Source organism: Micromonospora sp. NPDC047521, from assembly GCF_055587305.1.
On the sequence record NZ_JBVJGN010000018.1, the window covers coordinates 1 to 25,513 of the forward strand.

At 71.4% G+C, this 25,513-nt stretch carries 19 protein-coding genes; 13 read left to right on the plus strand and 6 right to left on the minus strand.

Annotation, left to right across the window (positions count from 1 at the left end):
- The 11 genes from ACZ6N8_RS27870 to ACZ6N8_RS27920 all read left to right on the plus strand — a co-directional run.
- Positions 1–1,050: glycosyltransferase family 4 protein (locus tag ACZ6N8_RS27870; protein ID WP_466013613.1), on the plus strand; the 1,050-nt coding region annotated here is incomplete at its 5' end.
- A gap of 84 nt (positions 1,051–1,134) precedes the next feature.
- On the plus strand, positions 1,135–2,844 hold the full coding sequence (locus ACZ6N8_RS27875; protein WP_466013615.1) for a serine/threonine-protein kinase: 1,710 nt from the start codon (positions 1,135–1,137) through the stop codon (positions 2,842–2,844).
- 120 nt (positions 2,845–2,964) lie between these two features.
- On the plus strand, positions 2,965–4,587 hold the full coding sequence (locus ACZ6N8_RS27880) for a serine/threonine-protein kinase (RefSeq protein ID WP_466013617.1): 1,623 nt from the start codon (positions 2,965–2,967) through the stop codon (positions 4,585–4,587).
- Between the two features lie 103 nt (positions 4,588–4,690).
- Positions 4,691–5,500 carry a metal-dependent hydrolase gene (locus ACZ6N8_RS27885; protein WP_139585151.1) on the plus strand — a complete coding sequence of 270 codons (810 nt, stop codon included), beginning with the start codon at positions 4,691–4,693 and terminating at the stop codon, positions 5,498–5,500.
- On the plus strand, positions 5,497–6,405 hold the full coding sequence (locus ACZ6N8_RS27890; protein ID WP_466013619.1) for an amidohydrolase family protein: 909 nt from the start codon (positions 5,497–5,499) through the stop codon (positions 6,403–6,405). Before ACZ6N8_RS27885 ends, ACZ6N8_RS27890 begins: the two co-directional genes overlap by 4 nt.
- Positions 6,406–6,612: 207 nt before the next feature.
- Positions 6,613–7,644 (plus strand): LacI family DNA-binding transcriptional regulator, encoded by a 1,032-nt coding sequence (locus ACZ6N8_RS27895; protein WP_466013734.1) that lies wholly within the window; start codon positions 6,613–6,615, stop codon positions 7,642–7,644.
- Between the two features lie 78 nt (positions 7,645–7,722).
- Positions 7,723–9,027 carry an ABC transporter substrate-binding protein gene (locus ACZ6N8_RS27900; RefSeq protein WP_466013620.1) on the plus strand — a complete coding sequence of 435 codons (1,305 nt, stop codon included), beginning with the start codon at positions 7,723–7,725 and terminating at the stop codon, positions 9,025–9,027.
- Between the two features lie 67 nt (positions 9,028–9,094).
- Positions 9,095–10,063, plus strand: coding sequence for a carbohydrate ABC transporter permease (locus tag ACZ6N8_RS27905; protein ID WP_466013622.1), 969 nt, complete (start codon positions 9,095–9,097; stop codon positions 10,061–10,063).
- A 10-nt stretch (positions 10,064–10,073) separates the two neighbouring features.
- Positions 10,074–10,946 (plus strand): carbohydrate ABC transporter permease, encoded by an 873-nt coding sequence (locus ACZ6N8_RS27910; protein ID WP_466013624.1) that lies wholly within the window; start codon positions 10,074–10,076, stop codon positions 10,944–10,946.
- Complete coding sequence (gene yicI / locus ACZ6N8_RS27915) at positions 10,943–13,174, plus strand: alpha-xylosidase (RefSeq protein WP_466013626.1); 2,232 nt, start codon at positions 10,943–10,945, stop codon at positions 13,172–13,174. The genes ACZ6N8_RS27910 and yicI overlap by 4 nt, the downstream gene beginning before the upstream one ends.
- Complete coding sequence (locus ACZ6N8_RS27920) at positions 13,171–14,580, plus strand: GH1 family beta-glucosidase (RefSeq protein WP_466013629.1); 1,410 nt, start codon at positions 13,171–13,173, stop codon at positions 14,578–14,580. The genes yicI and ACZ6N8_RS27920 overlap by 4 nt, the downstream gene beginning before the upstream one ends.
- Before the next feature lie 151 nt (positions 14,581–14,731).
- Here the strand turns inward: ACZ6N8_RS27920 and ACZ6N8_RS27925 are convergent, their stop codons facing one another.
- The 3 genes from ACZ6N8_RS27925 to ACZ6N8_RS27935 form a co-directional block, all read right to left on the minus strand.
- Positions 14,732–15,919, minus strand: coding sequence for a hypothetical protein (locus ACZ6N8_RS27925; RefSeq protein WP_466013631.1), 1,188 nt, complete (start codon positions 15,917–15,919; stop codon positions 14,732–14,734).
- Between the two features lie 181 nt (positions 15,920–16,100).
- Positions 16,101–16,694: a nucleotidyltransferase family protein gene (locus ACZ6N8_RS27930; protein WP_139585168.1), complete on the minus strand. Its 594-nt coding sequence runs from the start codon at positions 16,692–16,694 to the stop codon at positions 16,101–16,103.
- A 205-nt stretch (positions 16,695–16,899) separates the two neighbouring features.
- Entirely contained in the window at positions 16,900–18,609 is a 1,710-nt protein-coding gene (locus ACZ6N8_RS27935) for a bifunctional 3'-5' exonuclease/DNA polymerase (RefSeq protein WP_466013736.1), read from the minus strand.
- A gap of 99 nt (positions 18,610–18,708) precedes the next feature.
- Here ACZ6N8_RS27935 and ACZ6N8_RS27940 point away from each other — a divergent pair, with 99 nt between their 5' ends.
- Positions 18,709–20,442 (plus strand): ABC transporter ATP-binding protein, encoded by a 1,734-nt coding sequence (locus ACZ6N8_RS27940; protein ID WP_466013738.1) that lies wholly within the window; start codon positions 18,709–18,711, stop codon positions 20,440–20,442.
- A gap of 50 nt (positions 20,443–20,492) precedes the next feature.
- Positions 20,493–22,190 (plus strand): ABC transporter ATP-binding protein, encoded by a 1,698-nt coding sequence (locus ACZ6N8_RS27945; protein WP_466013740.1) that lies wholly within the window; start codon positions 20,493–20,495, stop codon positions 22,188–22,190.
- Between the two features lie 7 nt (positions 22,191–22,197).
- Here the strand turns inward: ACZ6N8_RS27945 and ACZ6N8_RS27950 are convergent, their stop codons facing one another.
- Genes ACZ6N8_RS27950 through ngcE form a run of 3 tightly spaced genes read right to left on the minus strand, consistent with a single transcriptional unit; the run spans position 22,198 to position 25,503 of the window.
- Positions 22,198–23,127: a carbohydrate ABC transporter permease gene (locus ACZ6N8_RS27950; protein ID WP_466013633.1), complete on the minus strand. Its 930-nt coding sequence runs from the start codon at positions 23,125–23,127 to the stop codon at positions 22,198–22,200.
- On the minus strand, positions 23,127–24,035 hold the full coding sequence (locus tag ACZ6N8_RS27955; RefSeq protein ID WP_466013635.1) for a carbohydrate ABC transporter permease: 909 nt from the start codon (positions 24,033–24,035) through the stop codon (positions 23,127–23,129). The genes ACZ6N8_RS27950 and ACZ6N8_RS27955 overlap by 1 nt, the downstream gene beginning before the upstream one ends.
- 16 nt (positions 24,036–24,051) lie before the next feature.
- The gene (gene ngcE, locus ACZ6N8_RS27960) at positions 24,052–25,503 is read right to left on the minus strand and encodes an N-acetylglucosamine/diacetylchitobiose ABC transporter substrate-binding protein (RefSeq protein WP_466013637.1); all 1,452 of its coding nucleotides are present in this window, start codon (positions 25,501–25,503) and stop codon (positions 24,052–24,054) included.
- Positions 25,504–25,513: the final 10 nt, after the last annotated feature.

Sequence of the window (25,513 nt, forward strand, 5' to 3'; positions counted from 1 at the left end):
TTCAACCACACCCTCACCCGCACCGCCCTGCGCGCCACCGAAGCCGGCACGTACGACGTCATCCACGCCCACGACTGGCTCGTCGCCCACACCGCCGTCACCCTCGCCGAGCACCTCGACCTGCCACTGGTCACCACCATCCACGCCACCGAGGCCGGCCGGCACCAGGGCTGGCTGCCCGAGGAGATGAACCGCACCATCCACGGCGTCGAACACTGGCTCAGCGGCTCGTCCACCCGCGTGATCACCTGCTCGGGGTACATGCGCGACCAGGTCACCACCCTGTTCGACCTGCCGGCCGCGCTTGTCGACGTGGTGCCCAACGGTGTCGACGACCGCGCCTGGCGGGCACGTCCGCGCGCGGTCGCCTCGGCCCGCGCCCGGTTCGCCGGCAGCGGCCCGCTGGTGGGGTACGCCGGGCGGCTGGTCTACGAGAAGGGCGTCCAGCACCTCGTGCACGCGGTGCCCCGGCTGCGCGAGGAGCACCCCGGGCTGCGGGTGGTGATCGCGGGCGACGGCCCTTACCGCGCCGAACTGGAGGCGCAGGCCCGCCGCCTGGCGCTCAGCTCGACGGTCCGCTTCACCGGTTTCCTCGACGCCACCCAACTGCCCGCCGTGCTCGGCGCCACCGACGCGACTGTGGTGCCCAGCCTCTACGAGCCGTTCGGCATGGTGGCGCTGGAGGCGGCGGCGGCCGGCGCGCCCCTCGCCGTGGCCCGCACGGGCGGCCTCGCCGAGATCGTCGAGCCCGGCGTGACGGGTGTGACGTTCCCGCACAGCGACCCGGACGCGCTCGCCGGTGCGGTCGGTCAGCTCCTCGGCGACGAGATCTTCGCCCGTCGGGTGGCCCGCCGGGCGCGCACCATGGTCGGCGAACGGTACGGCTGGGCCACGATCGCGGCGCGCACCGCCGCCAGCTACGCCGGCGCCCGCCGGGAGCACGGCCCTCTCCAGGCCCGGCGTGCCGCCGCCCGGCTGGCCGGCGGACGTACCCGGATCGCCATTCCGGAGGGCAATCTGCTCGCCGCCGTCGACCACGCCGCCTGCTGAGGTTACGTCAGATGACCTATAGGTGACTTCCGATCCGCTGGTTAGGGTGTAGCCCGGACAGCGGCTGAGGAGGAGCGTGCGCAGGTGCTGATCGCTGGTCGGTACCGGCTGCTCGACCTGGTCGGTCGCGGGGGCATGGGTCGGGTGTGGCGGGCCCGCGACGAGATGCTGCACCGCGAGGTCGCGGTCAAGGAGGTCGTGCCGCCGAGCTGGCTGGCCGACCACGAGCGGGCGGAGCTGCGCTCGCGCACCCTGCGGGAGGCGCGGGCGGCGGCCCGGCTCGTTCACCCCGCCGTGGTGCGGCTGTACGACGTCGTGCCGGTCGAGGACAGCCCCTGGATCGTGATGGAGTACGTCCCGTCGCGCACCCTGCAGGACGTCCTGGACGTCGAGGGTCCGCTGGAGCCGGCCCCGGCGGCCCAGATCGGCCTGGCGCTGCTCGGCGCGCTGCACGCCGCGCACACGGCCGGGGTGCTGCACCGCGACATCAAGCCGCAGAACGTGCTCATGGCGCACGACGGGCGGGTGATGCTCACCGACTTCGGGCTGGCCACCTTCGACGGCGGGGACGGCGCGATGACCCGCCCCGGGATGGTGCTCGGCTCCCCGCAGTACGTCGCCCCGGAGCGGGCCGCCGAGGGGGTGTCCACGGTGGCCGCCGACCTGTGGTCGCTCGGGGCCACCCTGCACGCGGCAGTCGAGGGCCGCTCCCCGTACGCCCGCAGCACCGCGATGGCCACCCTGAGCGCGCTTGCCGCCGGACCGCCGGACCCGGCCCCGCACGCCGGGCCGCTCGCACCGGTGCTCGCCGGCCTGTTGAGCCGCGACCCGCGTGAGCGTCTCGACCACGAAGCGGCCCGCCGGCTGCTCATGAGCGCGGCGGGCGGCCACACCGATGCGCCTGTGGCGTCCGACGGGCCCGACCCGCGGGCGGCGTCCGCCCTCGACGAGCCGGCGTCCGACGGCCGGCCCGCCGATGCCGACGAGCCGGCCGCCGACCAGGAGGCCACCATCCCGCTGTCCGAGCCCGACGGGTCCGGCACCGACCCGGCAGACCCCGTCTCCCCCGCCGCTCCGGCTCGTCGGCGCGGCGCGCTGATCGCGGTGGCGCTGTTGGTGGCCGCCGCCGCCGGCGTGGGCACGGCGTTGGCCGTCACCGCTGACGAGCCCCGCGACAACGCCGGCCAACCCGCGGCGTCGCCGTCGAGTCGTCCCCCGGACGGGCCGGGCGGCCCGGGTCGCGGCCCCGACCGGCCCGACCCGCCGCCGGTGGGGCGGGGGGACGTGCCCCCGCCACCGTTCGAATGTGTCCGACCGCACGTGACAGGCGCGCCGGTGCTGGCCGGCGCGCCGCTGCCCGGCGAACGGCTCCGGCCGCCACCCGGCTGGGTCTGGCACGCCGACACCGCAGGCTTCCGGGTCTCCGTACCGGCGACCTGGTACTACTCCCGCGACGGCGCGGTCGCCTGCTTCCAGGACCCGGCGACCGGCCGGGCCTTCAGCGTCGCCGCGGGCGACGGCACCGATCCGCTGGTCCGGCTGCGTGCGACACGCGACGCGGCGGCCGGGGCCGGGGCGTTGCCGGGGTACGACGAGATCCGGCTCGCCGTGATCGACGGCGGGGCGGAGTGGGAGTGCCGCTGGTCGGCGCCGTACGGCGCGTGGCTGCACGCCCGGCAACAGGCCGTCACGGCCGGCCGTTGGACGCTGGGTTGGATCACCGACGACAGGGACTGGATCGGGGCCGGCAGAGACTGGACGACAGTCCGAAACAGTTTCCGACCACCCCCCTGACCTGCACCGTATGGTCATGATCCCGACCACCGTCCGGCGTGGACCGAGACCGGTCAGCGGATGAGAAAACCCGCTTTGGTGGTTATCGTGTAACTCGGGGTGACCGAGGGGGAGCGAACCGTGCAGCAGTTGCTGATCGCGGGTCGGTACCGGCTGCTCGACCTGGTCGGCACCGGCGGAATGGGTCGGGTGTGGCTGGCTCGCGACGAGATGCTGCACCGCGACGTCGCGGTGAAGGAGGTCGTGCCGCCGTCCTGGCTGGCCGAGGCCGAGCGTGAGCAGGTGCGGCTGCGGACGCTGCGCGAGGCGCGTACCGCCGCCCGGCTCAACCACCCGAACGTGGTCCGGATCTACGACGTCGTGCACGACCGGGAGAGCCCCTGGATCGTGATGGAGTACGTGCCGTCCCGCTCGGTGCAGCAGATCCTCGGCGTCGAGGGGCCCCTGAGTCCGCAACGTACCGCCCGGATCGGGTTGGCGGTGCTCGCCGCCCTGCGGGCCGCGCACGCCGCCGGGGTGCTGCACCGCGACGTGAAGCCGCACAACGTGCTGGTGGCCGACGACGGGCGGGTGGTGCTCACCGACTTCGGGCTGGCCACCTTCGACGGTGGTGACGGGTCGATGACCGGTCCGGGAACTGTGCTCGGCTCACCGCAGTTCGTCGCCCCGGAGCGGGCCCGCGAAGGGGTGTCGGATCCGCGTACCGACCTGTGGTCGCTGGGCGCGACGCTGTACGCGACAGTGGAGGGGCAGTCGCCGTACGCCCGGTCGAGCGCGATGGCCACGCTCAGCGCGCTGGCCACCGAACCACCGGATCCGATGCGTCGGGCCGGGCCGCTGCGACCGGTCCTGACCGGTCTGTTGCAGCGTGATCCCTGGCGGCGGTTGACCGCCGCCGAGGCGGAGCCGTTGCTGCGCCGGGCAGCGGCCGACCCTGACGAGCCCGCCGCCGGGACGGCCCCCTCCTCGGCGGTGGCGGCGGTGCGCAGCGCGAGCCGGAACCTGGCCCAGACCCCCCTCGGCCCGCTCGGCGGTCCCGCGCCGCCGACCGCCCGGCCGGCCCCCCGGCCCGCCGGCCGGCGTCGACTGCTCATCGGCCTGGCGGGCGCGGCAAGCGCGCTGGCCATCGCCTGTGGCGTCACGGTGGTGCTGGCGACCCGGGACACCGAGCGGACACCGCCGTCCGGCTCCGGGGGCGGCGCGGCCACCGCCCGGCCGGCCGCGTTCGCCTGCTCGACGCCTCCTCCCCCGACGGCGACTCCTGTGGTGTCGTCGTCGCCGGCCGCCGACGGGCGGTACGGGCTGCGTGAGGGCTGGACCTGGCATGACGACCCGACCGGGTTCCGGATCGCCGCGCCGGTGGGCTGGGCGCGCTGGAACGAGGGTGCGGCGACCTGCTTCCGCGAGGCCGACGGGGCCCGGGTGCTCAGCGTCGAGGCGGGGCCGCCGCGGGACGACCCGCTGGCGTACTGGAAGGCCGAGGAGGCTCGGCTCACCCGTGGCGACGCGTTGCCGGGCTACCGCATGGTGGACATCTCGGCGATGGACATCTTCGAGGGCGGGGCCGTGTGGGAGTGCGGCTGGGAGAACGCGGTGGGCGAGCAGGTGCACAGTTTTCGCCTGCTGGCCAACACGTCGGCCGGTCGTTCCTACACCGTCTCGTGGTTGACAAAAGAGTTCGACTGGCAGGTCAACGCGGCATACTTGCCGATGATCCGGCAGAGCTTCACCCCCGCTCTCTGACACAGTCCTCTGTGGATCGTCCGGGTGATGCCCCTGCGGCGCCGGCGCTGACTACAGTGGCGTAGTTTTGGGCGCTCAAGATCCCTGGGGAGGGTGAGCCGAGATGATGGGACCGTCGCACGCGCTGTCCGGCGCGGCGGTGTGGCTGGCCGGGTCCTGGGCGCTGGACCAGTTCGCCGACTACCACCAGTCACCGCTCGCGTTGGCGGTGGGCACCGCGGTCTGCGCGGGTGGCGCCCTCTTTCCCGACCTCGACATGTCGGGCAAGGTGACAAGGAACCAGGGCGGGGCCACCGTGGCCCGTACCTTCGGGGTCTTCTCGCTCTTCGCTGCCGAGGTGATGGAGAAGATCTCCCTCGGGGTCTACTACGCCACGAAACTCAGCAAGGATCCACGCCGCAACAACGGGCACCGGACGCTCACCCACACGCTCCCGTTCACGGTCCTCGTCGGGTGGGGCACCACCGCGCTGTGCGCCGCGTACGGCAAGTGGGCGGTGATCACCATCCTGTTCTTCATGTTCGGCCTGGCCCTGCGCGGGTTGTTCGACGAGTGGGCCGAGCGGGCCGGCTGGGTGATCATCACTCTCGCGTCGGCGGGGGCGGCCTGGTTCACCTTCGCGAACCTCCCGGGCGGGCGCGGCTATCCCCTGATCGGCACGGCCCTGGGGGTGGGCTGCTTCGTGCACATCCTCGGCGACATGATCACCCGAGCGGGCGTGCCGATCCTGTGGCCCATCCCGATCAAGCGGCGCATGTGGACGATGATCGGCCTGCCGAACAGCATCGCCCTGCGTACCGGCAGCAAGGCCGAGGTTGTCGTGCTGCGTGCCGTGCTGACCGTCGTGGCGGTGCTCGCCACCACCGGCCTGATCGCGCCCTCGGTGCTGCAACGGTTCAACATCGAGATATGACCGGACCGGCGGAGCAGTCCCCGCCCGAGGCCGACCGGCAGGTGCCTGACATCTGGCGGACGCTGGGGCTGCCGGGGCTCGCCGACGTGCACGTGCACTTCCTGCCGCCGCGCCTGCTGCGCCGGGTGTGGGCGTACTTCGACGCGGCCGGTCCCCTGGTCGGCACCGAGTGGCCGATCCGCTACCGGTGGAGCGACACCGAGCGGGTCGCGCACCTGCGCCGGCTCGGCGTGCGGGCGTTCAGCGCCCTGGCGTACGCGCACCGGCCGGGCATGGCGGCGGACCTCAACCGATGGACGCTGGAGTTCGCCCGGGACACCACGGGCTGCCTGGCCTCGGCCACGTTCTTCCCCGAGCCGGACGCCGTCGGGTACGTCGGGGCGGCCCTCGCCGACGGCGCCCGACTGTTCAAGGTGCACCTTCAGGTGGGTGGGTTCGCGCCGACGGATCCGCTGTTGGATCCGGTCTGGGGGTTGCTTGCCGACGCGGCGGTGCCGGTGGTGGTGCACGCCGGGCACGCCCCGGTGGGGACCACGCACACCGGGCCGGACCCGTTCGCCGCCCTGCTCGCCCGTCACCCCCGACTGAGCGCCGTGGTGGCCCACCTCGGGGCCCCCGACTACCGGGCGTTCCTCGACCTGGCGGAGGCGTACGAGCGGGTCCGGTTGGACACGACTATGGCGTTCACCCCGTTCTTCGACCGGTTCGTTCCGTTCCCCGCCGACGAGCTGCCCCGGCTACGCGAGCTGGGTCTGGCCGGCAAGGTGCTGCTGGGCAGCGACTTCCCCAACATCCCCTACCCGTACGCCGACCAGCTGACCGGACTGGTCCGGCTCGACCTCGGCGACGACTGGCTGCGGGCGGTCTGCTGGGACAGCGCCGTGGACCTGTTCGACCTGCGCTGACGACGCGTCACCAGGCCGCGCCCCCGGGATCGCGCCCCGACCCTGCCCGGGACGCCGGGTGCGAGCGCTACGACTTCTTTTCGACATCGGCTATTGACGTCCCCGTAACGGGTGGCCTAGCGTCCTGTCGAACCGCTTCGTCGAAACGCTTCGACGCAGATTCGGGAGCGGTCCCACGCCTGGCCGGAGGAGGTGCGCGTGGCCACCATGCACGACGTCGCCCGCCTCGCCCGGGTCTCGGTCAGCACCGTGTCGTACGTGCTCACCGGCGCCCGCCCGATCTCCCAGGCCACCCGGGACAAGGTGCTCGCCGCCATGGAGGAGCTGCACTACCAGCCCAACGCGATGGCCCGCGGCCTGGCCAGCCGGCGCAGCCGGATCCTGGGCCTGCTGATGCCGATGGACGAGCGTGGCCTGGGCGCCACCGAGACGGCCTTCGTCACCGGCGCCGCCGCCGCGGCCAGCGCCGCCGGCTACCACCTGGTGCTCTCCCCGGTCGGCGGCGGTGACCTCGACGACCTGCGCCGGCTCGCCACCCAGCGGATGCTCGACGGTGTCGTGCTGATGGAGGTGCAGCTCGCCGACGAGCGGGTCACCGTGCTCCAGGAGGCGGACGTGCCGCTGGTCCTGATCGGGCGCACCGGCGACACCAGCGGGCTCTCCTACGTCGACATCGACTTCGAGCAGACCGTGCGGGAGGCCGTCGGGCACCTGGTCGGCCTGGGGCATCGACGGATCGTCTACGTCAACCACTCCGCCGCCACGCTGGCCACCGGCTACGGCCCCGCGCTGCGTACCCGGGACGCCTTCGTCTCGGCGATGACCGACCACGGCCTGGAGCCGGTGATGATCGCCGCCGAGGACAGCGCCGCGGGCGGGCGGGCCGCCCTCGCCGCCGCGTTCGCGCAGGCGCCGGAGCTGACCGCGGTGCTGGCCATGAACGAGACCGCGATCTTCGGCATCCTCGGCGAGCTGACCGGGCGCGGGCTGTCGGTGCCCGACGACGTCTCGGTCGTCTCGATGGTCACCTCACCGCAGGTCGCCGAACTGGCCACCCCGGCGCTGACCGCTATGACGTCCCCCGGGTCGGCGCTGGGCCGGATCGCGATCGAGGCGCTGCTGCGCCACCTGGACGGTCCCGGCGGCGCGCGCCACCAGCAACTGCTGCCGTGCGCGCTGGAGATCCGGGGCTCGACCGCCGTACCACGGACCCGCCAGCTCATGGGGGCCGACAAGTGAAAACAGCCCGCCGCCGCGCTGCAACGCGACGACGGGCCTCATCGAGGTACCGCTAGATACTCAACGAGGAGGATAGCAATGCAGCGATTCCGCCGGATCGTCGCCGCGATCGCCCTGGCGGCGACCGCGACGACCGCCGTGGCCGCGTGCGGCGGTGGTGACAGCGAGGACGACAGCGGGGCCAAGACCCTCAAGCTCTGGCACTACGAGAGCGAGAACAGCGCCATGGGGGTCGGCTGGAACCGGGCCATCGAGATCTTCAAGGCGGAGCACCCGGGCGTCGAGGTGCGCTTCGAGCGCAAGGCGTTCGAGCAGATCCAGCAGAACGCCGGCATGATCATCAACTCGTCCGAGGGCCCGGACATCATGGAGTACAACAAGGGCAACGCGACGGCCGGCCTGCTGTCCTCCCAGGGCCTGCTCACCGATTTGAGCGCCGAGGCCGACAAGCGCGGCTGGGCCGACAAGCTCAGCCCCAGCCTGCAGACCACCGCCAGGTACAGCGACAAGGGCGTGATGGGTTCGGGCAACTGGTTCGGCGTGCCCAACTACGGCGAGTACGTCACTGTCTACTACAACAAGGACCTGTTCGAGCGCAACGGGGTCAAGGTGCCGACAAGCATGGCCGAGATGACCGCCGCGATGGACACGTTCGTCGGCAAGGGCGTCACCCCGCTGGGGATGGCCGGCGCCGAGTACCCGGCCGGGCAGCTCTTCTACCAGTTGGCCCTGTCCAAGGCCGACAGGCAGTTCGTCGACAACTACCAGCTCTACAAGAACCCTGTCGACTTCAAGGCCGACCCGCTCAAGTACGGCGCGGACACCTTCGCCGACTGGGTGCGCAAGGGCTACGTCGCCAAGGACTCGGCGAGCCTCAAGGCCGAGGACATGGGCACGGCCTTCATCGCCGGCAAGACGCCGATGATCGTCTCGGGCAGCTGGTGGTACGGCCGGTTCAAGACCGAGATGAAGGCCAACTGGGACACGTTCCTCTTCCCGGGCAACACCCTGCACGCCGGCTCGTCGGGCAACCTCTGGGTGGTCCCGGCGAACAGCAAGGCCAAGAGCCTGGCGTACGACTTCATCGACATCACCCTGCGTCCGGAGATCCAGGATCTGATCGGCAACAACGGTGGTGTCCCGGTCGCCGGTGACCCCGCGAAGATCAGCGACGCGAAGGACCGCAAGCTGATCGAGGACTTCAACACGGTAAGCAAGCAGGACGGTCTGGCCTTCTACCCGGACTGGCCGGTGCCCGGCTACTACGACGTGTTGGTCGGCGGTTTCCAGGGTCTGATCAACGGGTCCAAGACCCCGGACCAGGTGCTCGACACGATCGCCAAGCCGTACGCCGATGGCGTCAAGGAGATCACCGGCAAGTGACACGGCGAGCGGCGGGCGCGACAGGTACGACCGGCGCGCCCGCCCGCCCCGCCGGGAAGGATCTTCCATGGCAGTCTCCGAGACCGTCGCCGCCACACCCGCGGCGGCGACTTCCACCCCGCCCCCGCCCCGCCGCCGACCTCGCGGCCGCAACGCGGCGTACTGGCTCTATCTGCTCCCCGGAGCGGTGCTGTTCATCCTGGTCATCGGCGCGCCGCTGGTCGGCACCGGCTACCTGTCGCTGACCAAGTGGTCGGGGATCGGCGACCCGACGTTCGTGGGCCTGGACAACTACCGGCAACTCCTGCACGACGACGTGTTCTGGGCGTCGTTCCGCAACACCGTCGCGATGATCATCGCGATGGTCGTGGTCCCCACGGCGCTCGGGCTGCTGCTCGCCGCGGTGCTCTTCGACGTCATCGGCCGCCGCTTCAAGCCCCGCACGGCCGCCGCGCTGCGGGCCGCGTTCTACCTCCCGCAGGTGCTGCCCGTCGTGGTGGCCGGCATCGTCTGGGGCTGGATCCTGCGCCCCGACGGCGCGTTCAACAGCCTGCTCGACGCGGTCGGCCTGGGCGCGCTGCGTCACGACTGGCTCGGCGACCCGGGCACCGCGCTGCCGGCGGTGATGGCCGTGATGATCTGGGTGCAGATCGGCTACCCCGTTGTCGTCTTCATGGCGGCGCTGCAACGGGTCGACCCCGAGCTGTACGAGGCGGCCGAGGTCGACGGCGCGAACTGGCTGCACCGGTTCCGGGCCATCACCCTGCCGCAGATCCGGCCGGAGACCTTCGTGGTGGCCCTGACCTGCACCATCGCCGCGCTGAAGGTGTTCGGGCCGATCTTCGCCCTGACCCGGGGCGGCCCGGAGAACGCCACGAACGTGCCGTCGTACTTCGCCTACTACACATTCTTCAAGAAGCTCCAGGTCGGCTACGGTTCCGCGATCTCCACGGTGCTCACGGTGATCATCGTGCTGGTGGCAGTGCTCTTCATCTGGATGCAGGCCCGCAGCGAGCGCCGCGACCGGGGGTTCTGAGATGGCTGTCATGATCACCGAAACGCCCGCGCCGGCCGGCCGGCCGGTCCGCGACCGGCACCACCGCGGCGCGAGCCGCTGGGTGGTGCTCGCCCTGGTCACCGTCGGCGCGCTCGTCATGCTCGTGCCGTTCGCGTTCATGCTGCTCAACGCGTTCAAGTCACCCGGCGACTACTCCTCGGGCGGGCCACTGAGCTGGCCTGACGAGTTCTACACCAAGGGTCTGCGCACGTACTGGACCACGGTGAACTTCCCGCTCAAGCTCTGGAACTCCACGCTCATCGCCGGTTCCGTGGCGGTCCTCGGCGTGGCCGTCTCCCTGCTCAACGCGTACGCGCTGGGCATCGGGCGGGTCCGTGGACGGCTCTGGATCGTCGGGCTGTTCCTGCTGGCCAACATGCTGCCGCAGGAGGCGCTGATCTACCCGCTGTACTACGTGGCGAAGGAGATCGGCCTCTACAACACCCAACTCTCGGTGATCATCATCTTCACCGTGATCCAGAGCGCGTTCGGCACGTACCTGCTGGCCTCGGTCATGGGGACGTTCCCGCGCTCGCTGCTGGAGGCCGCCGCGCTCGACGGCGCCGGCAAGTGGACCGTGCTGTGGCGGGTGGTCTTCCCCAACCTGCGACCCACCCTCGCCGTGCTGCTCATCTTCTTCTTCATCTGGACCTGGAACGAGTTCCTCATCCCGCTGGTCATGCTCATCGACAACCAGACGCAGACCATCCCGGTCGCGCTCGCGTCGTTGCAGGGTGACCGCCTGATGGACGCTCCGACCACGAACGCCGGCGCGCTGATCAGCCTGGTGCCGGCCATCCTCTTCTTCCTCATCTTCCAGCGCACCCTCGCGCGCGGCATCACGGCAGGAGCCGAGAAGTGAAGTTCACCGACGGGTACTGGCAACTGCGCCCCGGTGTCAGTGTCCTGCGACCCGGCACCGTCGAGTCGGTCCAGCCGGACGACCGCGGATTCACCGTCTTCGCGCCGGCCGGTCGGATCACCGGACGCGGCGACACCCTCAACCGGCCCGTCGTCACCGTCCGGTTCTTCACCCCCGCCCCCGGCGTCGTCGGGGTCACCATCGCCCACCACACCGGCGGGCTGCCCCGCGAGCCGCACTTCGGGTTGACCACCGACGACGCGCACCCGGTCACCGTTGACGTCACGGGCCTCAGCGCGTCACTGACCACAGGTGACCTCACCGCACGCGTCGCGCTCATCGACGGCTGGCGGGTCGAGTTCCTGCACGGCGACCGGCTCATCACCGCGTCCACCGGGCGCAGCATCGGCGTCGTCACCGACGCCGAGGGCCGCCGGCACGTCCACGAGCGGCTCGCGCTGGGCGTCGGCGAGACGGTGTACGGGCTGGGCGAACGCTTCGGCCCGTTCGTCAAGAACGGTCAGACAGTCGACATCTGGAACGCCGACGGCGGCACGGCAAGCGAGCAGGCGTACAAGAACGTGCCGTTCTACCTCAGCAGCGCCGGCTACGGGGTGTTCGTCGACCACCCGGAGCACGTGTCGTTCGAGGTCGGCTCGGAGGTCGTCGCCCAGACCCAGTTCAGCGTCGAGGGGCAGACCCTCACCTACTACGTCATCGACGGGCCCACCCCGAAGGAGGTGCTGCGCCGCTACACGGCGCTGACCGGCCGCCCCGCCCGGGTGCCCGCCTGGTCGTACGGGCTGTGGCTGTCCACGTCGTTCACCACCTCGTACGACGAGAAGACGGTTACCGAGTTCGTCGACGGGATGGCCGAGCGGGGGCTGCCGCTGTCGGTGTTCCACTTCGACTGCTTCTGGATGCGCCAGTTCCACTGGGTCGACTTCGTCTGGGACCCGGCGACCTTCCCCGACCCGGAGGGGATGCTGCGCCGGCTGCACGAGCGCGACCTGAAGGTGTGCGTCTGGATCAACCCGTACATCGCGCAGCGCTCCTACCTGTTCGAGGAGGGCCGCGAGGCCGGCTACCTGGTCCGCAACCCGGACGGCTCGGTCTGGCAGTGGGACAAGTGGCAGGCCGGCATGGCGCTCGTCGACTTCACCAACCCGGACGCCGTGCGCTGGTTCACCGGCAAGCTCAAGGCGCTGCTGGACATGGGCGTCGACTGCTTCAAGACCGACTTCGGCGAGCGGATCCCGACCGACGTGGTCTGGCACGACGGCTCGGACCCGCAGCGGATGCACAACTACTACTCGTACCTCTACAACAAGGCGGTCTTCGAGCTGCTGGAGTCCGAGCGTGGGAAGGGCGAGGCGGTGCTGTTCGCCCGCTCGGCCACCGCCGGCGGGCAGCAGTTCCCGGTGCACTGGGGCGGCGACTGCGAGTCGACGTTCGTCGCGATGGCCGAGTCGCTGCGCGGCGGGCTGTCCCTGGCGGCGTCCGGTTTCGGCTACTGGAGCCACGACATCGGCGGTTTCGAGGGCACCCCCGACCCGGCCGTGTTCAAGCGGTGGGTCGCGTTCGGGCTGCTCTCCTCGCACTCCCGGCTGCACGGCTCCGGCTCGTACCGGGTGCCGTGGGAGTTCGACGACGAGGCCGTGGACGTGCTGCGGCAGTTCACGCACCTCAAGCTCAGCCTGATGCCGTACCTCGCGGCCGCCGCCCAGGAGGCGCACCGTGACGGTACGCCGATGATGCGCCCGATGATCGTGGAGTTCCCGGACGACCCGGCCACCGCGTACCTGGACCGGCAGTACATGCTCGGCTCCGACGTGCTGGTCGCGCCGGTGCTCAGCGCCGACGGGGAGGTCACCTACTACGTGCCCGCCGGCACGTGGACGCACCTGCTCACCGGCGCGCAGGTCACCGGGCCGGCGTGGGTGACCGAGAAGCACGGGTACGACAGCCTGCCGGTGCTCGCCCGCCCCGGCGCGGTCATCCCGTTCGGCTCCCGCACCGACCGACCGGACTACGAGTGGGCGGACGACGTGCGGCTGCGGCTCTACGCACCGGCGCGAGGGCAGCGGACCCGGGTGCGGGTACCGTCTCCCGGGCACGGTCCGGGCGCCGAGTTCGAGGTGCGCTACGACGGTGTGGCGGCCAGCGCCGAACTGGTCACCGGCGCCTCGACGGGCTACATCTGCGAGATCCAGGGGACAGAACGATGACGCAACACCACTTCCCGGAGAGCTTCCTGTGGGGGTCGGCGACCGCCGCGTACCAGATCGAGGGCGCCGCGACCGAGGACGGCCGTGGACCGTCCATCTGGGACACGTACAGCCACACACCCGGGCGGACGCTCAACGGTGACACCGGTGACGTGGCCGCCGACCACTACCACCTGTGGCAGCAGGACCTGGACCACATCGCCGAGCTGGGTCTGGGCGCGTACCGGTTCTCCGTCTCCTGGCCCCGGGTCCAGCCGGGCGGGTCGGGCCGGTTCAACCAGGCGGGCATCGACTTCTACTCCCGCCTCGTGGACGGGCTGCTGGAGCGGGGCGTCCGCCCGGTGGCCACCATGTACCACTGGGACCTGCCGCAGGAGCTGGAGAACGCCGGCGGCTGGGCGGTACGGGACACGGCGCTGCGCTTCCAGGAGTACGCGGCCGGCATCGTGGGCGCGCTGGGCGACCGCGTGCACACCTGGACCACGCTCAACGAGCCGTGGTGCTCCGCGTACCTGGGCTACGCCTCCGGCGTACACGCGCCGGGCCGGACCGAACCGGCGGCGGCGCTGGCCGCGGTGCACCACCTCAACCTCGCCCACGGCCTGGCCGGGCGCGTGGTGCGGGAGGTGGCGCCCGCCGCCGAGCTGTCGGCGACGCTGAACCTGCACGTCATCCGGCCGGCCTCGGACTCCGAGGCGGACCACGATGCGGTACGGCGGATCGACGCCCTGGCCAACCGGGCGTTCCTCGGCCCGATGCTGGACGGGGAGTACCCGGCCGACCTGCTCGCCGACACCGCGTCGGTCACCGACTGGTCGTTCGTCCGCGAGGGCGACGAGAAGCTGATCGCGGTGCCGCTTGACGTGCTCGGAGTGAACTACTACTCCAGCACCCTCGTCCGGGCCTGGGACGGGGTGTCGGCGCGTTCCGACGCGGACGGGCACGGCGCCTCCACCTCGACGCCCTGGGTCGCCGCCGAGCACGTCGACTTCCTGCCGCAGCCCGGCCCGTACACGGCCATGGGGTGGAACATCGACCCGCCGGCCCTGACCGAGCTGCTGCTGCGCCTGCACCGGGAGTACCCGAGCCAGCCGATGATGATCACCGAGAACGGCGCAGCCTTCGACGACGTGGTGTCGGCCGACGGCCGGATCCACGATGACCGGCGCATCGACTACCTGCGCCGGCACATCGGCGCGATGGCCGACGCCCGGGCGCAGGGCGCGGACGTCCGTGGCTACTTCGTCTGGTCGCTGCTGGACAACTTCGAGTGGGGCTACGGCTACGACCGCCGCTTCGGGATCATCCGCGTCGACTACGACACCCAGGTCCGCACCTGGAAGGACAGCGCCCACTGGTACCAGCACCTGGCCGCCACCGGCGAGCTGGACCAGCCGCAGGATTGACGATTTCTCCGCGCCGGCAAGCCTGACCGACGATGGTCCGCCAGGCTTCCGGCGCGGGAGCACCAAAGCGGCGATCGGTGGCAGCAGCAGGGCGGCACCCGGCGTGTCGAGTCGATCAGCTGCCAACGATCAAGGAAAGTCCAGCTCCAGGTCAACACTGGGGCAGACCGAGACCGCCTCGCTGGCTGGGCTGGATCCAGACTTCGGAGATGTAGCCGACACGGCCGTCCAGCTGGACGCCGTAGTACCGGGTCGAGGTGTACAGCTGCGGATTAGTGTCGTCGGCCGGGTCGGAGTCGTTGCCGTTGGTGGTGCGTGGGCCCTGGGTCTGACAGACGGCCGGCTTGTAGGTGTCGCCCGTACGCCGATCGGTTCCGCCGATGTTGCAGCCCTTCTTGCTGCACGACTTTTCCGGGTAGGTGGTCAGGTAGGCCGGTACCGGATCCTCGCCCATGCCGGAAGCACCTCTGGTGGCGAGGTTGTGGACGGTCAGGGCCACCTGGGCGGGAGCCGGGGGCGGCGAGGGTGCCTGGGGCGGCATCTGCCGCTTCGGAGTCTGGGTGGTCGGCAGCGGCCTCAACGGCGGCGCGGTCAGCGTCGGTAGCGGGGCGGCCGCCGTCGGCTTGACGGTCGGGGCTGGGTTGGCGTTGGGCAGGACGATCGGGGCGCAGCCGACGATCAGGCCGACCAGCGGATGAGCCAGACCCGCGGTGTTCAGATAATCCTGCAGGGTCCAGCCATTTTGGGCGTCGTCGATAACTACCGCCAAGCTGAGCGCATCATTGTCGAGCCGTGCGGTCAGGACACTGAAAGCGCAGGCGGCCGACTTGTCGCGAATTTCGGCGCCGCTGCAGGGGTTGGTCAAGCCGCCGTAGGAGCAGATGGTGCGGGACAGGTCCTTGCGGCCGACGCTGAAGGTGCCGTCGTGTTTGGACCCGGCTTTGCCGTTTTGATCGCGGCACTCCAGGTGCCACTTGATCGTAGTCTTGTCGGACTTCGCCGGGACCGTGGCCTTGAATTCGTAGCCGGTGAAGTAGGGCGGGCGGTAGATCGATCCGAATCGCGAATGCTGCAACTTGAACGGGAAGGGCAGGGTCTCGGAGACGCGGCCATCGGTCATCGTGAGCAGGGCCGGACTGCCGCCGAAGCCGTCCGAGAGACTCGTCGCCGACGAGCACGAGACAGAGCCTCTGACCATGACGGTCTGCGGATCCTTATTGCTCGGCGGGCTCCAGGGCCAGGTGACCGCGAATCCCGGGGTTGCCACCAGCAGCACGACAGCCAGGCCCACAACGGCCGAGGCAGCGCCGATCAACAGGCTCGGTCGGTGCATTGCCACGTCGCCTCCCGATTGGACGGACTGGACGCCATGGTGGCAGTTCGGGCGAGCAGGTGCCGAGGCATTCCCAGAGAGCATCGCCGTCGGCTTGACGACAGTGCCGCCTACGGTTGAGGGCCCAGGCCATGATCAGCGGGTGGCTAATGGGCAGGATTGCACACCCTGACCGGGTTGGCAGCGGCTAGACGCCCACGCGCTGCGGCGGGACGGTCAGGCCGTACAGCGCCATCAGCTCCGGGGTGTCGACCCGGCTGCCGTCGGCCACCGAGTCGCAGGCGATGTCGACGATCTGGTCCTTGTGCGCCAGCAGGTACGGGCGTGCGCCCACGTCGGCGCTGGCCAGCGTGGCGATGCCGGGCCAGTGCCGACGGCCGAACAGCATCGGGTAACCGCGCAACCCGTCGTAGGTGGCGCAGACAAGCACGTCCGGGTACGGCAGCGCGGCCACCCGTCGGACCGCCGCGGCGGTCAGGCCCGGCATGTCGACAGGGACCACCACCACCGCCTCGATCCCGTCGTCGTCCATCGCGGCCAGGCCGGCCCTGATGGACGAACCGACCCCGGTGCCCCACGCTTTGTTGATCACAACGGTGGCCCTGCCCAGGTCCGCGGTTTCCCGGACCTGATCGGCGGCGGCACCCAGCACGACCACGATCTGCTCGCAGCCCGCTTCGGTCATCGTGTCGATCATCTGGTTGACCAGTGGCTTCTCACCCTGGTGCAGCAGGGCCTCGGGACCACCGATCCGTCGTCCCCCGCCTGCGGCGATGATCATTGCTGCGATCCGGTTCAGCTGCGCCCCCTCCAGCACGGCACCGACCGTGACCGGTCGGCCCCTCCTACGGACACTGCAACGAGGACGGCGGCTCGCGGGTGGCGGGGCGAAAAGGAGAAATAGTGCAACCGTTACGCATCGGAGCCCACCACCGCCGAGGACGCGATGCCGGACCGGCGGTCACTGACGGGTCGGCACCAACCGGTCAGGCCGCGTCCGCGTAACAGTCGACGATGGACAGATCCAGCGGAAAACGGACAGGCGTGGCACCGAACAGCAGCGCCGACGCCCGCTCCCCCGCCCGGCTGACCGCCTCGGCGACGTCGGCGGCCTCGCCCGCCGGGGCGTGCACGACCACCTCGTCGTGCTGGAAGAAGACCAGCTCGGCGGTGCTGCCGGCCAGCTCCGTCCGCAGGGTCGCCAACAACGTCGACGCCCACTCCGCGGCGGTGGCCTGGATGACGAAGTTGCGGGTGAACCGCCCCCTCGACCGGGCGGCCCGCGCCCGAGGACCCTGCGGATCGGCCGCCGCGTCCGGATCGAGCGGCGCGTCGTCGGGATCACCAAACCCGTACGTGCCCGGCGGGCACGTACGCCCGAGCCAGGACCGCACCAACCCACCCGCCTCACCAGTACGCGCCGCCGCCTCGACGAAGCCGAACGCCGTCGGGTAGCTGCGCTTCAGCACCGCCAACGCGGGCACCGCCGCCCCGCCGGTCTGCCCGTACATCGCACCGAGCAGCGCCACCTTGGCTCGCGCCCGGTCACCGCCGAACGAGTCACGTGCGAGCGCGGCGTAGAGATCGCCGGCCCCGCCCGCCGCCGCCAGCCGGGCGTCGCCGGAGACCGCCGCCAGCACACGCGGCTCCAACTGACCGGCGTCGGCGACCACCAGCCGCCAGCCCGGGTTGGCCACCACCGCCCGGCGGATCACCTTCGGGATCTGCAACGCGCCGCCGCCCCGGGTCGCCCAGTGGCCGGAGACCACCCCGCCCGGCACGTACTCCGGCTGGAACCGCCCGTCGCGCACCCACTGCTCACGCCACGACCAGCCGTGCGCCGTCCAGATTCGGTACAGCTCCTTGTATTCGAGAACCAGCGGCACCGCCGGATGGTCCACGCCGCGCAGCACCCAGGCCCGGGTGTTGGGCAGCTCCACGCCGACCCGCGCGAACGCCTTCAACAGCTCCGCCGGGGAATCGGCGTGCAGCCGGCGTACGCCGAACGCGTCGGCGATCCGGGAAGCCAGGTCGGCCAACCGGCGCGGCGGCCCACCCACCGGGGACGGCTCGCCCAGCAGCTCGGCGAGGATCGCGTCGTGCACCCCGGCCCGCCAGGGCAGCCCCGCGGCGCCCATCTCCACGGCGACCAACGCGCCGGCCGACTCGGCGGCCACCAGCAGCCGGAACCGGCCCGGGTGCTCGGTCGCGGCGACCCGGGCGAGCTGGTCGGCGTACACCTGGGTCAGTGCCTCGATGCCCGGGCCCGGCGGGCCGGGCAGCGCGTCGAAGAGCGCGCCCTGGCCGTGCCCGGGCGGCGCGGCGGCGCGCGGCGGCGGGTCGGGTGGCACCGGGCCGCCGCTCAGTCGGGCCCAGGCGGCGGCAAGCGAGCGGGGCTCCCCCCAGCGGCCGGCGTGCCCGAGCAGCAACGCCTCGGTCAGCTCCACATCGTGGCACCGCTCGACGCGCACGCCGGCCCGCAGCAGCGCCGGGTAGATCGCGCCGGCGGTGGCCCAGACCCAGCGCGGGTGCTCGGCGGCCTCCCGAGCGGCCACCGCCGCCGCGAGGTCGCTGACGGTCTCGACCGGGCCGGCGGGCCGGCCGGCGGCGTCGAGCGGACGCAGCTCTCCCCCGCCCCGCTCGCCCGCCACCACCGCCACCAGCACGAATGTGATTCTGCCTTCCCCGTGCGACAGGAAAACGGGTCGGTGGGTCGACCGGGCGCTCGGTAGCGTGGTCGGGTGCCCCCGCAGATCCCGCACTCCGAGCCCGGCACTCCCGACACTCGCGGTCCGATGCGGTACCTGTGGTGGCTGGTCCGTTGCCAGCCCGGGCGCGTGCTGCGTGGCAGCGTGCTCGGCACGGCCTGGATGGTCGGGCTGGCGGCCCGGCCCTACCTGATCTCCCGGGCCGTCGACGACGGGCTGCGCGCCGGTGACACACGCGCCCTGGTCCTCTGGGTCGCGGCGATCGTCGTGGCGGGAATGGGCCTGTCGTACCTGGGCATCATGCGGCACCGCACGATGACCTTCATCCGGGAGGACGCCAAGGCCCGCTCGGCGGAGGTCCTGCTGCGTCACCTGTCCCGGGTCGGGGCGGCGCTGCCACGCCGGACCGCCGCCGGTGAGGTGGCCACCGTCGGTGGCTCCGACATCGACTGGTCGGCGCAGGTGCTGACGCTGACCGGGCCGGGGGTCGGCGCGGTCGTCGCGTACGGGGTCGTCGCCGTGCTGCTCTGGTCGATCTCCCCGATGCTCGCGCTCTGCGTGCTGGTGGGGGTGCCGGCGGTCGGGCTGGTCGTCGGCCCGCTGCTGCGCCGGCTCGAACGGGCCGAGTCGGCCTACCGCAGGCAGCAGGGCGCGCTCACGGCCCGCTCCGGCGACATCGTGGCCGGGCTGCGGGTGCTCGCCGGGGTGGGCGGCCGGGACCTCTTCGCCCGCCGGTACGCGGACCGCTCGCAGGACCTGCGCGCCGAGGGGTACCGGGTCGGAGCCGTGGTGAGCTGGATCGACGCGGCGACTGTCGCCATCCCCGGGTTGTTCCTGGCGGCGGTGGTGTGGTTGACGGCCCGGATGGCGGTCGACGGCACCGTCACGGTCGGCGAACTGGTCGCCGTCTACGGCTACGTGGCCAGCCTGATCGTGCCTGTCTGGTTCCTGCTGGAGGGCAGTTACGAGCTGATCCGGGGTCGGGTCGCCGCCCGACGGATCGCCGACCTGCTCAACGTGCCACCTGACGACGTGGGCGGGCCGGGTCGCCGGTGGCCGGGCACCGTGCCGGACGCGCGCCACCCCGAGGGCGTGGCCGCACCGGCCGGCCTCGCCGATCTGCACGACCCGGTGACCGGGCTGACCGTACGCGCCGGCCGGCTGACCGGTGTGGCCTGCGACGACCCGGCCGCGGCGGTGGCGCTTGCCGACCGGCTCGGCCGGTACGTCGCCGGCGACACCACCTGGGGCGGCGTGCCGCTGAGCGGGATCGCCCTGGACGAGGTCCGCGCCCGGATCCTGGTCGCCGACCACGACTCGTACCTCTTCGCCGGAACCCTGCGGGACGTCCTGCGCCCCGGGGCCGACGACGAACGGATCGGCGCGGCCCTGCGGACCGCCTCGGCGCAGGACGTCGTGGACGCCCTGCCGGCCGGGCTGGACACTCCGCTGGACGCCCGGGCCCGGACCCTCTCCGGGGGTCAGCGCCAACGGGTACGCCTGGCCCGCGCGCTCCTGGCCGAGCCGGAGGTGCTGATCCTCGTCGACCCGACCTCGGCGGTGGACGCGCACACCGAGGCGCGGATCGCCGAGCGGCTGCGGACCGCGCGGGCCGGGCGGACCACGCTTGTGCTCGCCACGTCGCCGCTGCTGCTCGGCCGGGCCGACGAGGTCGCGTATCTGAGCGGGGGCCGGATCAGCGCCGTCGGCACCCACACCGACCTGCTCGACCGGGATCCGGACTACCGGCACCTGGTGGCCCGGGGCAGCGACGACCCCGACGCCGAGCGGCCCGCCGACGCCGAGGAGGCGTACCGGTGAGCCGTCTGCCGGTCGCGGACCGCGGCACCGTACGACTGGCGCTACGGGACATGATCAGCCGGCACCGCCGGGCCGTCGCTGTCGTGCTGGCGCTGCACAGCGCCGCCGCGGTCGCCGGGCTCGCCCCGCCGTGGCTGCTGGGCACCATCGTCGACCGGGTCACCGCCGGGGCGGGCGTGGCCACTGTGGACCGGCTCGCGCTGGCCATCGCCGGCTGCGTAGTGGTCAGCGCGTTGCTCGCCCGGTTCGCCCAGTACGCCGGTCACCGCTTCGGTGAGCGGGCCGTCGCCGAGCTGCGCGAGCAGTTCGTCAGCCGGACGCTCGGGCTGCCGGTCTCGGTCGTCGAGCGCGCCGGTTCCGGCGACCTGGCGACCCGCAGCTCGGTCGACGTGGCGACGGTCGGGACGACGGTCCGCGACGTGGTGCCCACAATCGTCATCGCCTCGGTGCAGCTGACGTTGCTGTTCGGCGCGGTGTTCCTGCTGCACCCGGTGCTCGGGCTCGCCGCGCTCGCCGGGATGCCCTCGATCGTGGCGGTGACCAGGTGGTATCTGCGCCGGGCCAGCTCGGCGTACCTCGTTGAGGGGGCGGCGGCCGCCGAGTTGACCGAGACGCTCACGAGCACCGCCGACGGCGCCCGTACGGTGGAGGCGCTACGGCTGACCGACGACCGCATCCGGCACGGCACCACCCGCGTCACCCGGGTGTGGCGAGCCCGACGGGCGACCCTGGCGCTGCGGACCGTCTTCTTCTCGGTGGTGGAGGCCAGTTACCCGCTGCCGGTCGCCCTGGTCCTGCTCGTCGGCGGCTACCTGCTCACCCGGGACATGGTCTCGCTCGGCGCGGTGGTGGCCGCCGCGCTCTACCTGCAACAGGCCATCGAGCCGCTGGACCGGCTGTTGCAGTGGACCGAGCAGGCGCAGCGCGGCTTCGCGTCGTACGCCCGGGTGCTGGGCGTGGGCCTGGTTCCGCCGGAGCCGTCCGGCAGCGCGGCCAGTTCGCGTGGCGAACGGCTCGTCGTCCGCGGTGCGCGGTTCTCCTACTCCGACGGGCACGACGTGCTGCACGGCATCGACCTGGAGGTGCGACCCGGTGAGCGGCTCGCCGTGGTCGGGCCGTCCGGCGCCGGCAAGTCGACACTGGCCCGGCTGCTGGCCGGGATCGACGCGCCACGGCGCGGCGTCGTCAGCATCGGCGGCTGCCCGATCACCGACCTCGACCCCGCCGAACGCCGACGGCGGATCGCCCTTGTCACGCAGGAGCACCACGTCTTCATCGGCTCGGTCCGCGACAACCTGTCGTTCGCCGCACCCGACGCGACGGACGACCAGATGCTCGCGGCGCTGCGCACGGTGGGCGCCGACTGGTACGCCGAGCTGCCCGACGGGCTGGACACCGCGCTCGGCGACGGCGCCCGGCAGCTCGGCCCGGCGGAGGCACAGCAACTGGCCCTGGCCCGGCTGGTGCTCGCCGACCCGCACACGCTGATCCTGGACGAGGCCACCGCCGCGCTCGACCCGAGCACCGCCCGGCGTACCGAGCGGGCCCTGGCCGCCGTGCTGGTCGGGCGGACCGTCATCGCGATCGCGCACCGGCTCAACACCGCGCACGACGCCGACCGGGTCGCCGTCCTGGCCGACGGCCGGATCACCGAGATCGGCAGCCACGATGATCTCGTGGCTGCCGACGGGGCGTACGCGGCACTCTGGCACTCCTGGCACACGCAGGCCGACGAGCGCCCGAGGTGACCGCGGGCTACTTCACGGCGCCGGAGGTGAGGCCGGCCTGGATCTGACGTTGGAAGACCGCGTACACGATGATCATCGGCAGGATGGCGATGGTCAGCGCGGCGAACAGCCCGGACCAGTCGGCCTCGTAGCCGGCGTTGACCGAGATGTCGGCGATGCCCTGGGTGAGCACCCACTTGTCCTTGGCGTTGGAGAGCAGCACCAACGGCAACTGGTACTGCGCCCACTGACCGATGATGTTGAAGATCGCCACGCTGATCAGGCCCGGCTTGGCCATCGGCATCATCACCTGGAAGAACAGCCGGGTGTGCCCGCAGCCGTCGATCATCCCCGCCTCGGCCACCGACGACGGCAGCGTCTTGAAGAACGCGGCCAGGAAGAACACGGTGAACGGCAACGAGTAGGCGATGTAGACGAGCACCACACCTGTGTGGGTGTCCAGCAGGCCCAGGTTCTTCACCACGAAGAACAGCGGCACCAGGGCCAGGAACACCGGGAACGCCAACCCGGAGACGAACAGGTAGTAGATCGCCCGGTTGCCCCAGAACTTGTACCGGGCCAGCACGTACGCGGCCATCGAGCCGAGCAGCATGGTGCCGAACGTGCTGCACGACACCACGATCACGCTGTTGAGGAAGTACCGTCCGACGTTCGCCTTGGTCCAGGCCCGGCCGAAGTTCTCCCAGCGCAGCTCCGCCGGCAGCGTCCACGGGCTGCTGAAGATCTCGCTGGTGTTCTTGAACGCGGCGAGGAAGGTCCAGAGGATCGGCACGATCACGATCACCGCCCACACGGCGAGCGCGACGTGCCCCAGGCCCGCGAAGAGCCGTACCTCCGATCGGGGGCCCTTGCGCCCCCGCCCGGCCGGGGCGGACGGGTCACCGGTCTTCGGCGGCAGCGCCGCCGGTGTCGGCGGCAGCGTCGACTGCGGATTCATCAGTACTCCACGCTTTCCCGCTTGGTGAGCCGCAGCGTCAACGCCGCGAACGTGAGGGTGAGGAAGAACAGCGCCACGCCCATCGCCGAGGCGTAGCCGTACTTCGAGTAGACGAACGCGTTGCGGTAGATCTCCATGGCCAGGACCGTGGTGGCGCCGTCCGGGCCGCCACCGTCCACCGAGAGCACCGCCACGATGGCGAACGCGTCGAACGCCGCGATGCCCAGGTAGACCCACGCCACCTGGAGGGTGTCCCAGAGCAGCGGCAGGGTGACCCGGAAGAACAGCGTCACCTTGGTCGCGCCGTCCATCTCGGCCGCCTCGTAGATCTCACCGGGAATGGAGGCCATCCCGGCCGAGAAGAGCACCACGTAGAAGCCGACCGCCTGCCAGACCAGCACCGCGATGATCGACCAGAGGGCCAGGTTCGGCCGGATCAGGAAGAGCACCGGGTCGAGGCCGAGCTTCATCAGCACGCCGTTGATCAGGCCGGACTCGTTGGGCCGGTACACCATCTGGAACAGCACCGCGATGATGGCCACCGCCAGGACCTGGGGGAAGAAGAACACCACCCGGTAGAACTTCGCCCCCCAGACCCCCTGGCGTTGACCACCGCTGCTCTTGCCACCCACGTTGAGCAGGAAGGCGAAGAACAGGGCGATGGCGATGGTGATCAGCGGCAGGGCAAGCAGCAGTACGCCGTGGTGCTGGACCGCCTTCCAGAAGCTGCCGTCGTCGAGCAGCCTCCGGTAGTTGTCGAAGCCCACCCACTGCGGGGCCGACAGCCCCCGCCAGTTGGTCATCGAGATCTGGAACGCCTGCGCGTACGGCGCGATGACGAAGACCACGTACAGGGTGACCGGGGCGAACAGGAACCCGATCACGAACGGATACTTGCCGTGCCGCATGATTCCTACGCTCCGATCAGCGCTTGAACTTGGTGACGGAGGAATCCTTCTTGATCGCGTCGGCGCGCTTCTGGATGCGCTCCACGAAGGCGTCCGCCTTGATCCGGCCGAACATCAGCTCGTTGGTGGCGGTGCGCGCCTCCGTGTCGAGCTCCTTGTACCAGTTGTCGAACAGCATGTTGAACACGTCGTTGCCGGCCGCCTTCAGCGCCGCCTGCGCGCTGGCCACGCCGGGCGGGAACTGGAAGCCCTCGCTGCCGGCCGGGACCACCGTGGCCGCGCCGACGGTCTCGGTGAAGCCCCGGGCGCCCGACTTGGAGAGCATCTGGCGCATGTACTCCATGCCGCCGCGCGGGTTCTTGCTCTTGGACGAGACGAAGTAGCCCTCGCCACCGGCCGCCCGGATGGCCGTCGCGGGCAGCTTGTCCGACGCGGTCAGGCTGGGCACCGGCATGAGCTGGTAGGTGAAGCCCGCCGGCGTGTCCTTCTTCTGCTCGTTCTCCAGCCAGTCGCCGGACGGGTAGAAGGCGACCTTGCCCTGGTTCTGCCGCAGCTGCACGTCGGTGTGCTTGAGCCCCTCGAAGCTCTTGTCCGAGTACTTCGCGCCGATCTCCGCCCACGCCTCGGCGGCCTGCTTGACGGCGTCCTGCTTCCAGGCGCCGTCCTCCAGGTTGTCGATGTTCTTCAGCACGTCCGCGCCGCCGATCTTCGCGGCCTGGCTGAGGATCACGTTCCACTGGTAGTAGGCCGCGTTCGCCCCGGCGTAGCCGTACGGGGTGATGCCCTTGGCCTTGATCTGCTCGCAGAGCGCCTTGAACTGCTCGAAGTTGGTAGGCGCGGTCCAGCCGTTGTCCTTGAAGAGCTTGCCGGAGTACCAGATGCCGTAGACCGTCGAGACGTAGTACAGGACGAACGGCTTGCGCTGCCCGTCGGCGGTGTTGAACATGCCCTGCTCGACGATGCCCGGGATGACGGTGTCGCGGACCTTCTTGCTCGGGTCGTCGACCGACGGCGCGTCCCACAGCTCGGTGAGGTCCTGGAGCTGGCCGTCGTTGACGAGCGCGCCGAAGTCGAGGAACTTCTCACCCGAGTTGTTAACGAACTCCGGCGGGTTGCCGGAGGCGAACCGGGGCTGGAGCACGGTGGAGACCGCCTGGGTCGCCTGGTGCTTCACCTCGGACTTCGGGAACGCCTTCTTGTACAGCGGCTCGTGCACGTCGGTGGCGTACTTCTCGCCGTAGCCGCCGTTGAAGATGACGACCTCGATGGGCGCGTCCTCCTTGACGCCCAGCGGGTTGGTGGCGCTCTTGGTGCCGCCGGCGACCTGCTCGTTCTCCTTGTCGTCGCCGCTCGTGGCGCAGGCGCTGAGCAGGCCGATGGCCGGAGTGGCGAGCACACCCACGGCTGCGGCGCGCCGCAGCACCGTGCGACGGTCGAGTGCGACCGGGTGTTCGGGGGTAATCGACATCGTCGTCTCT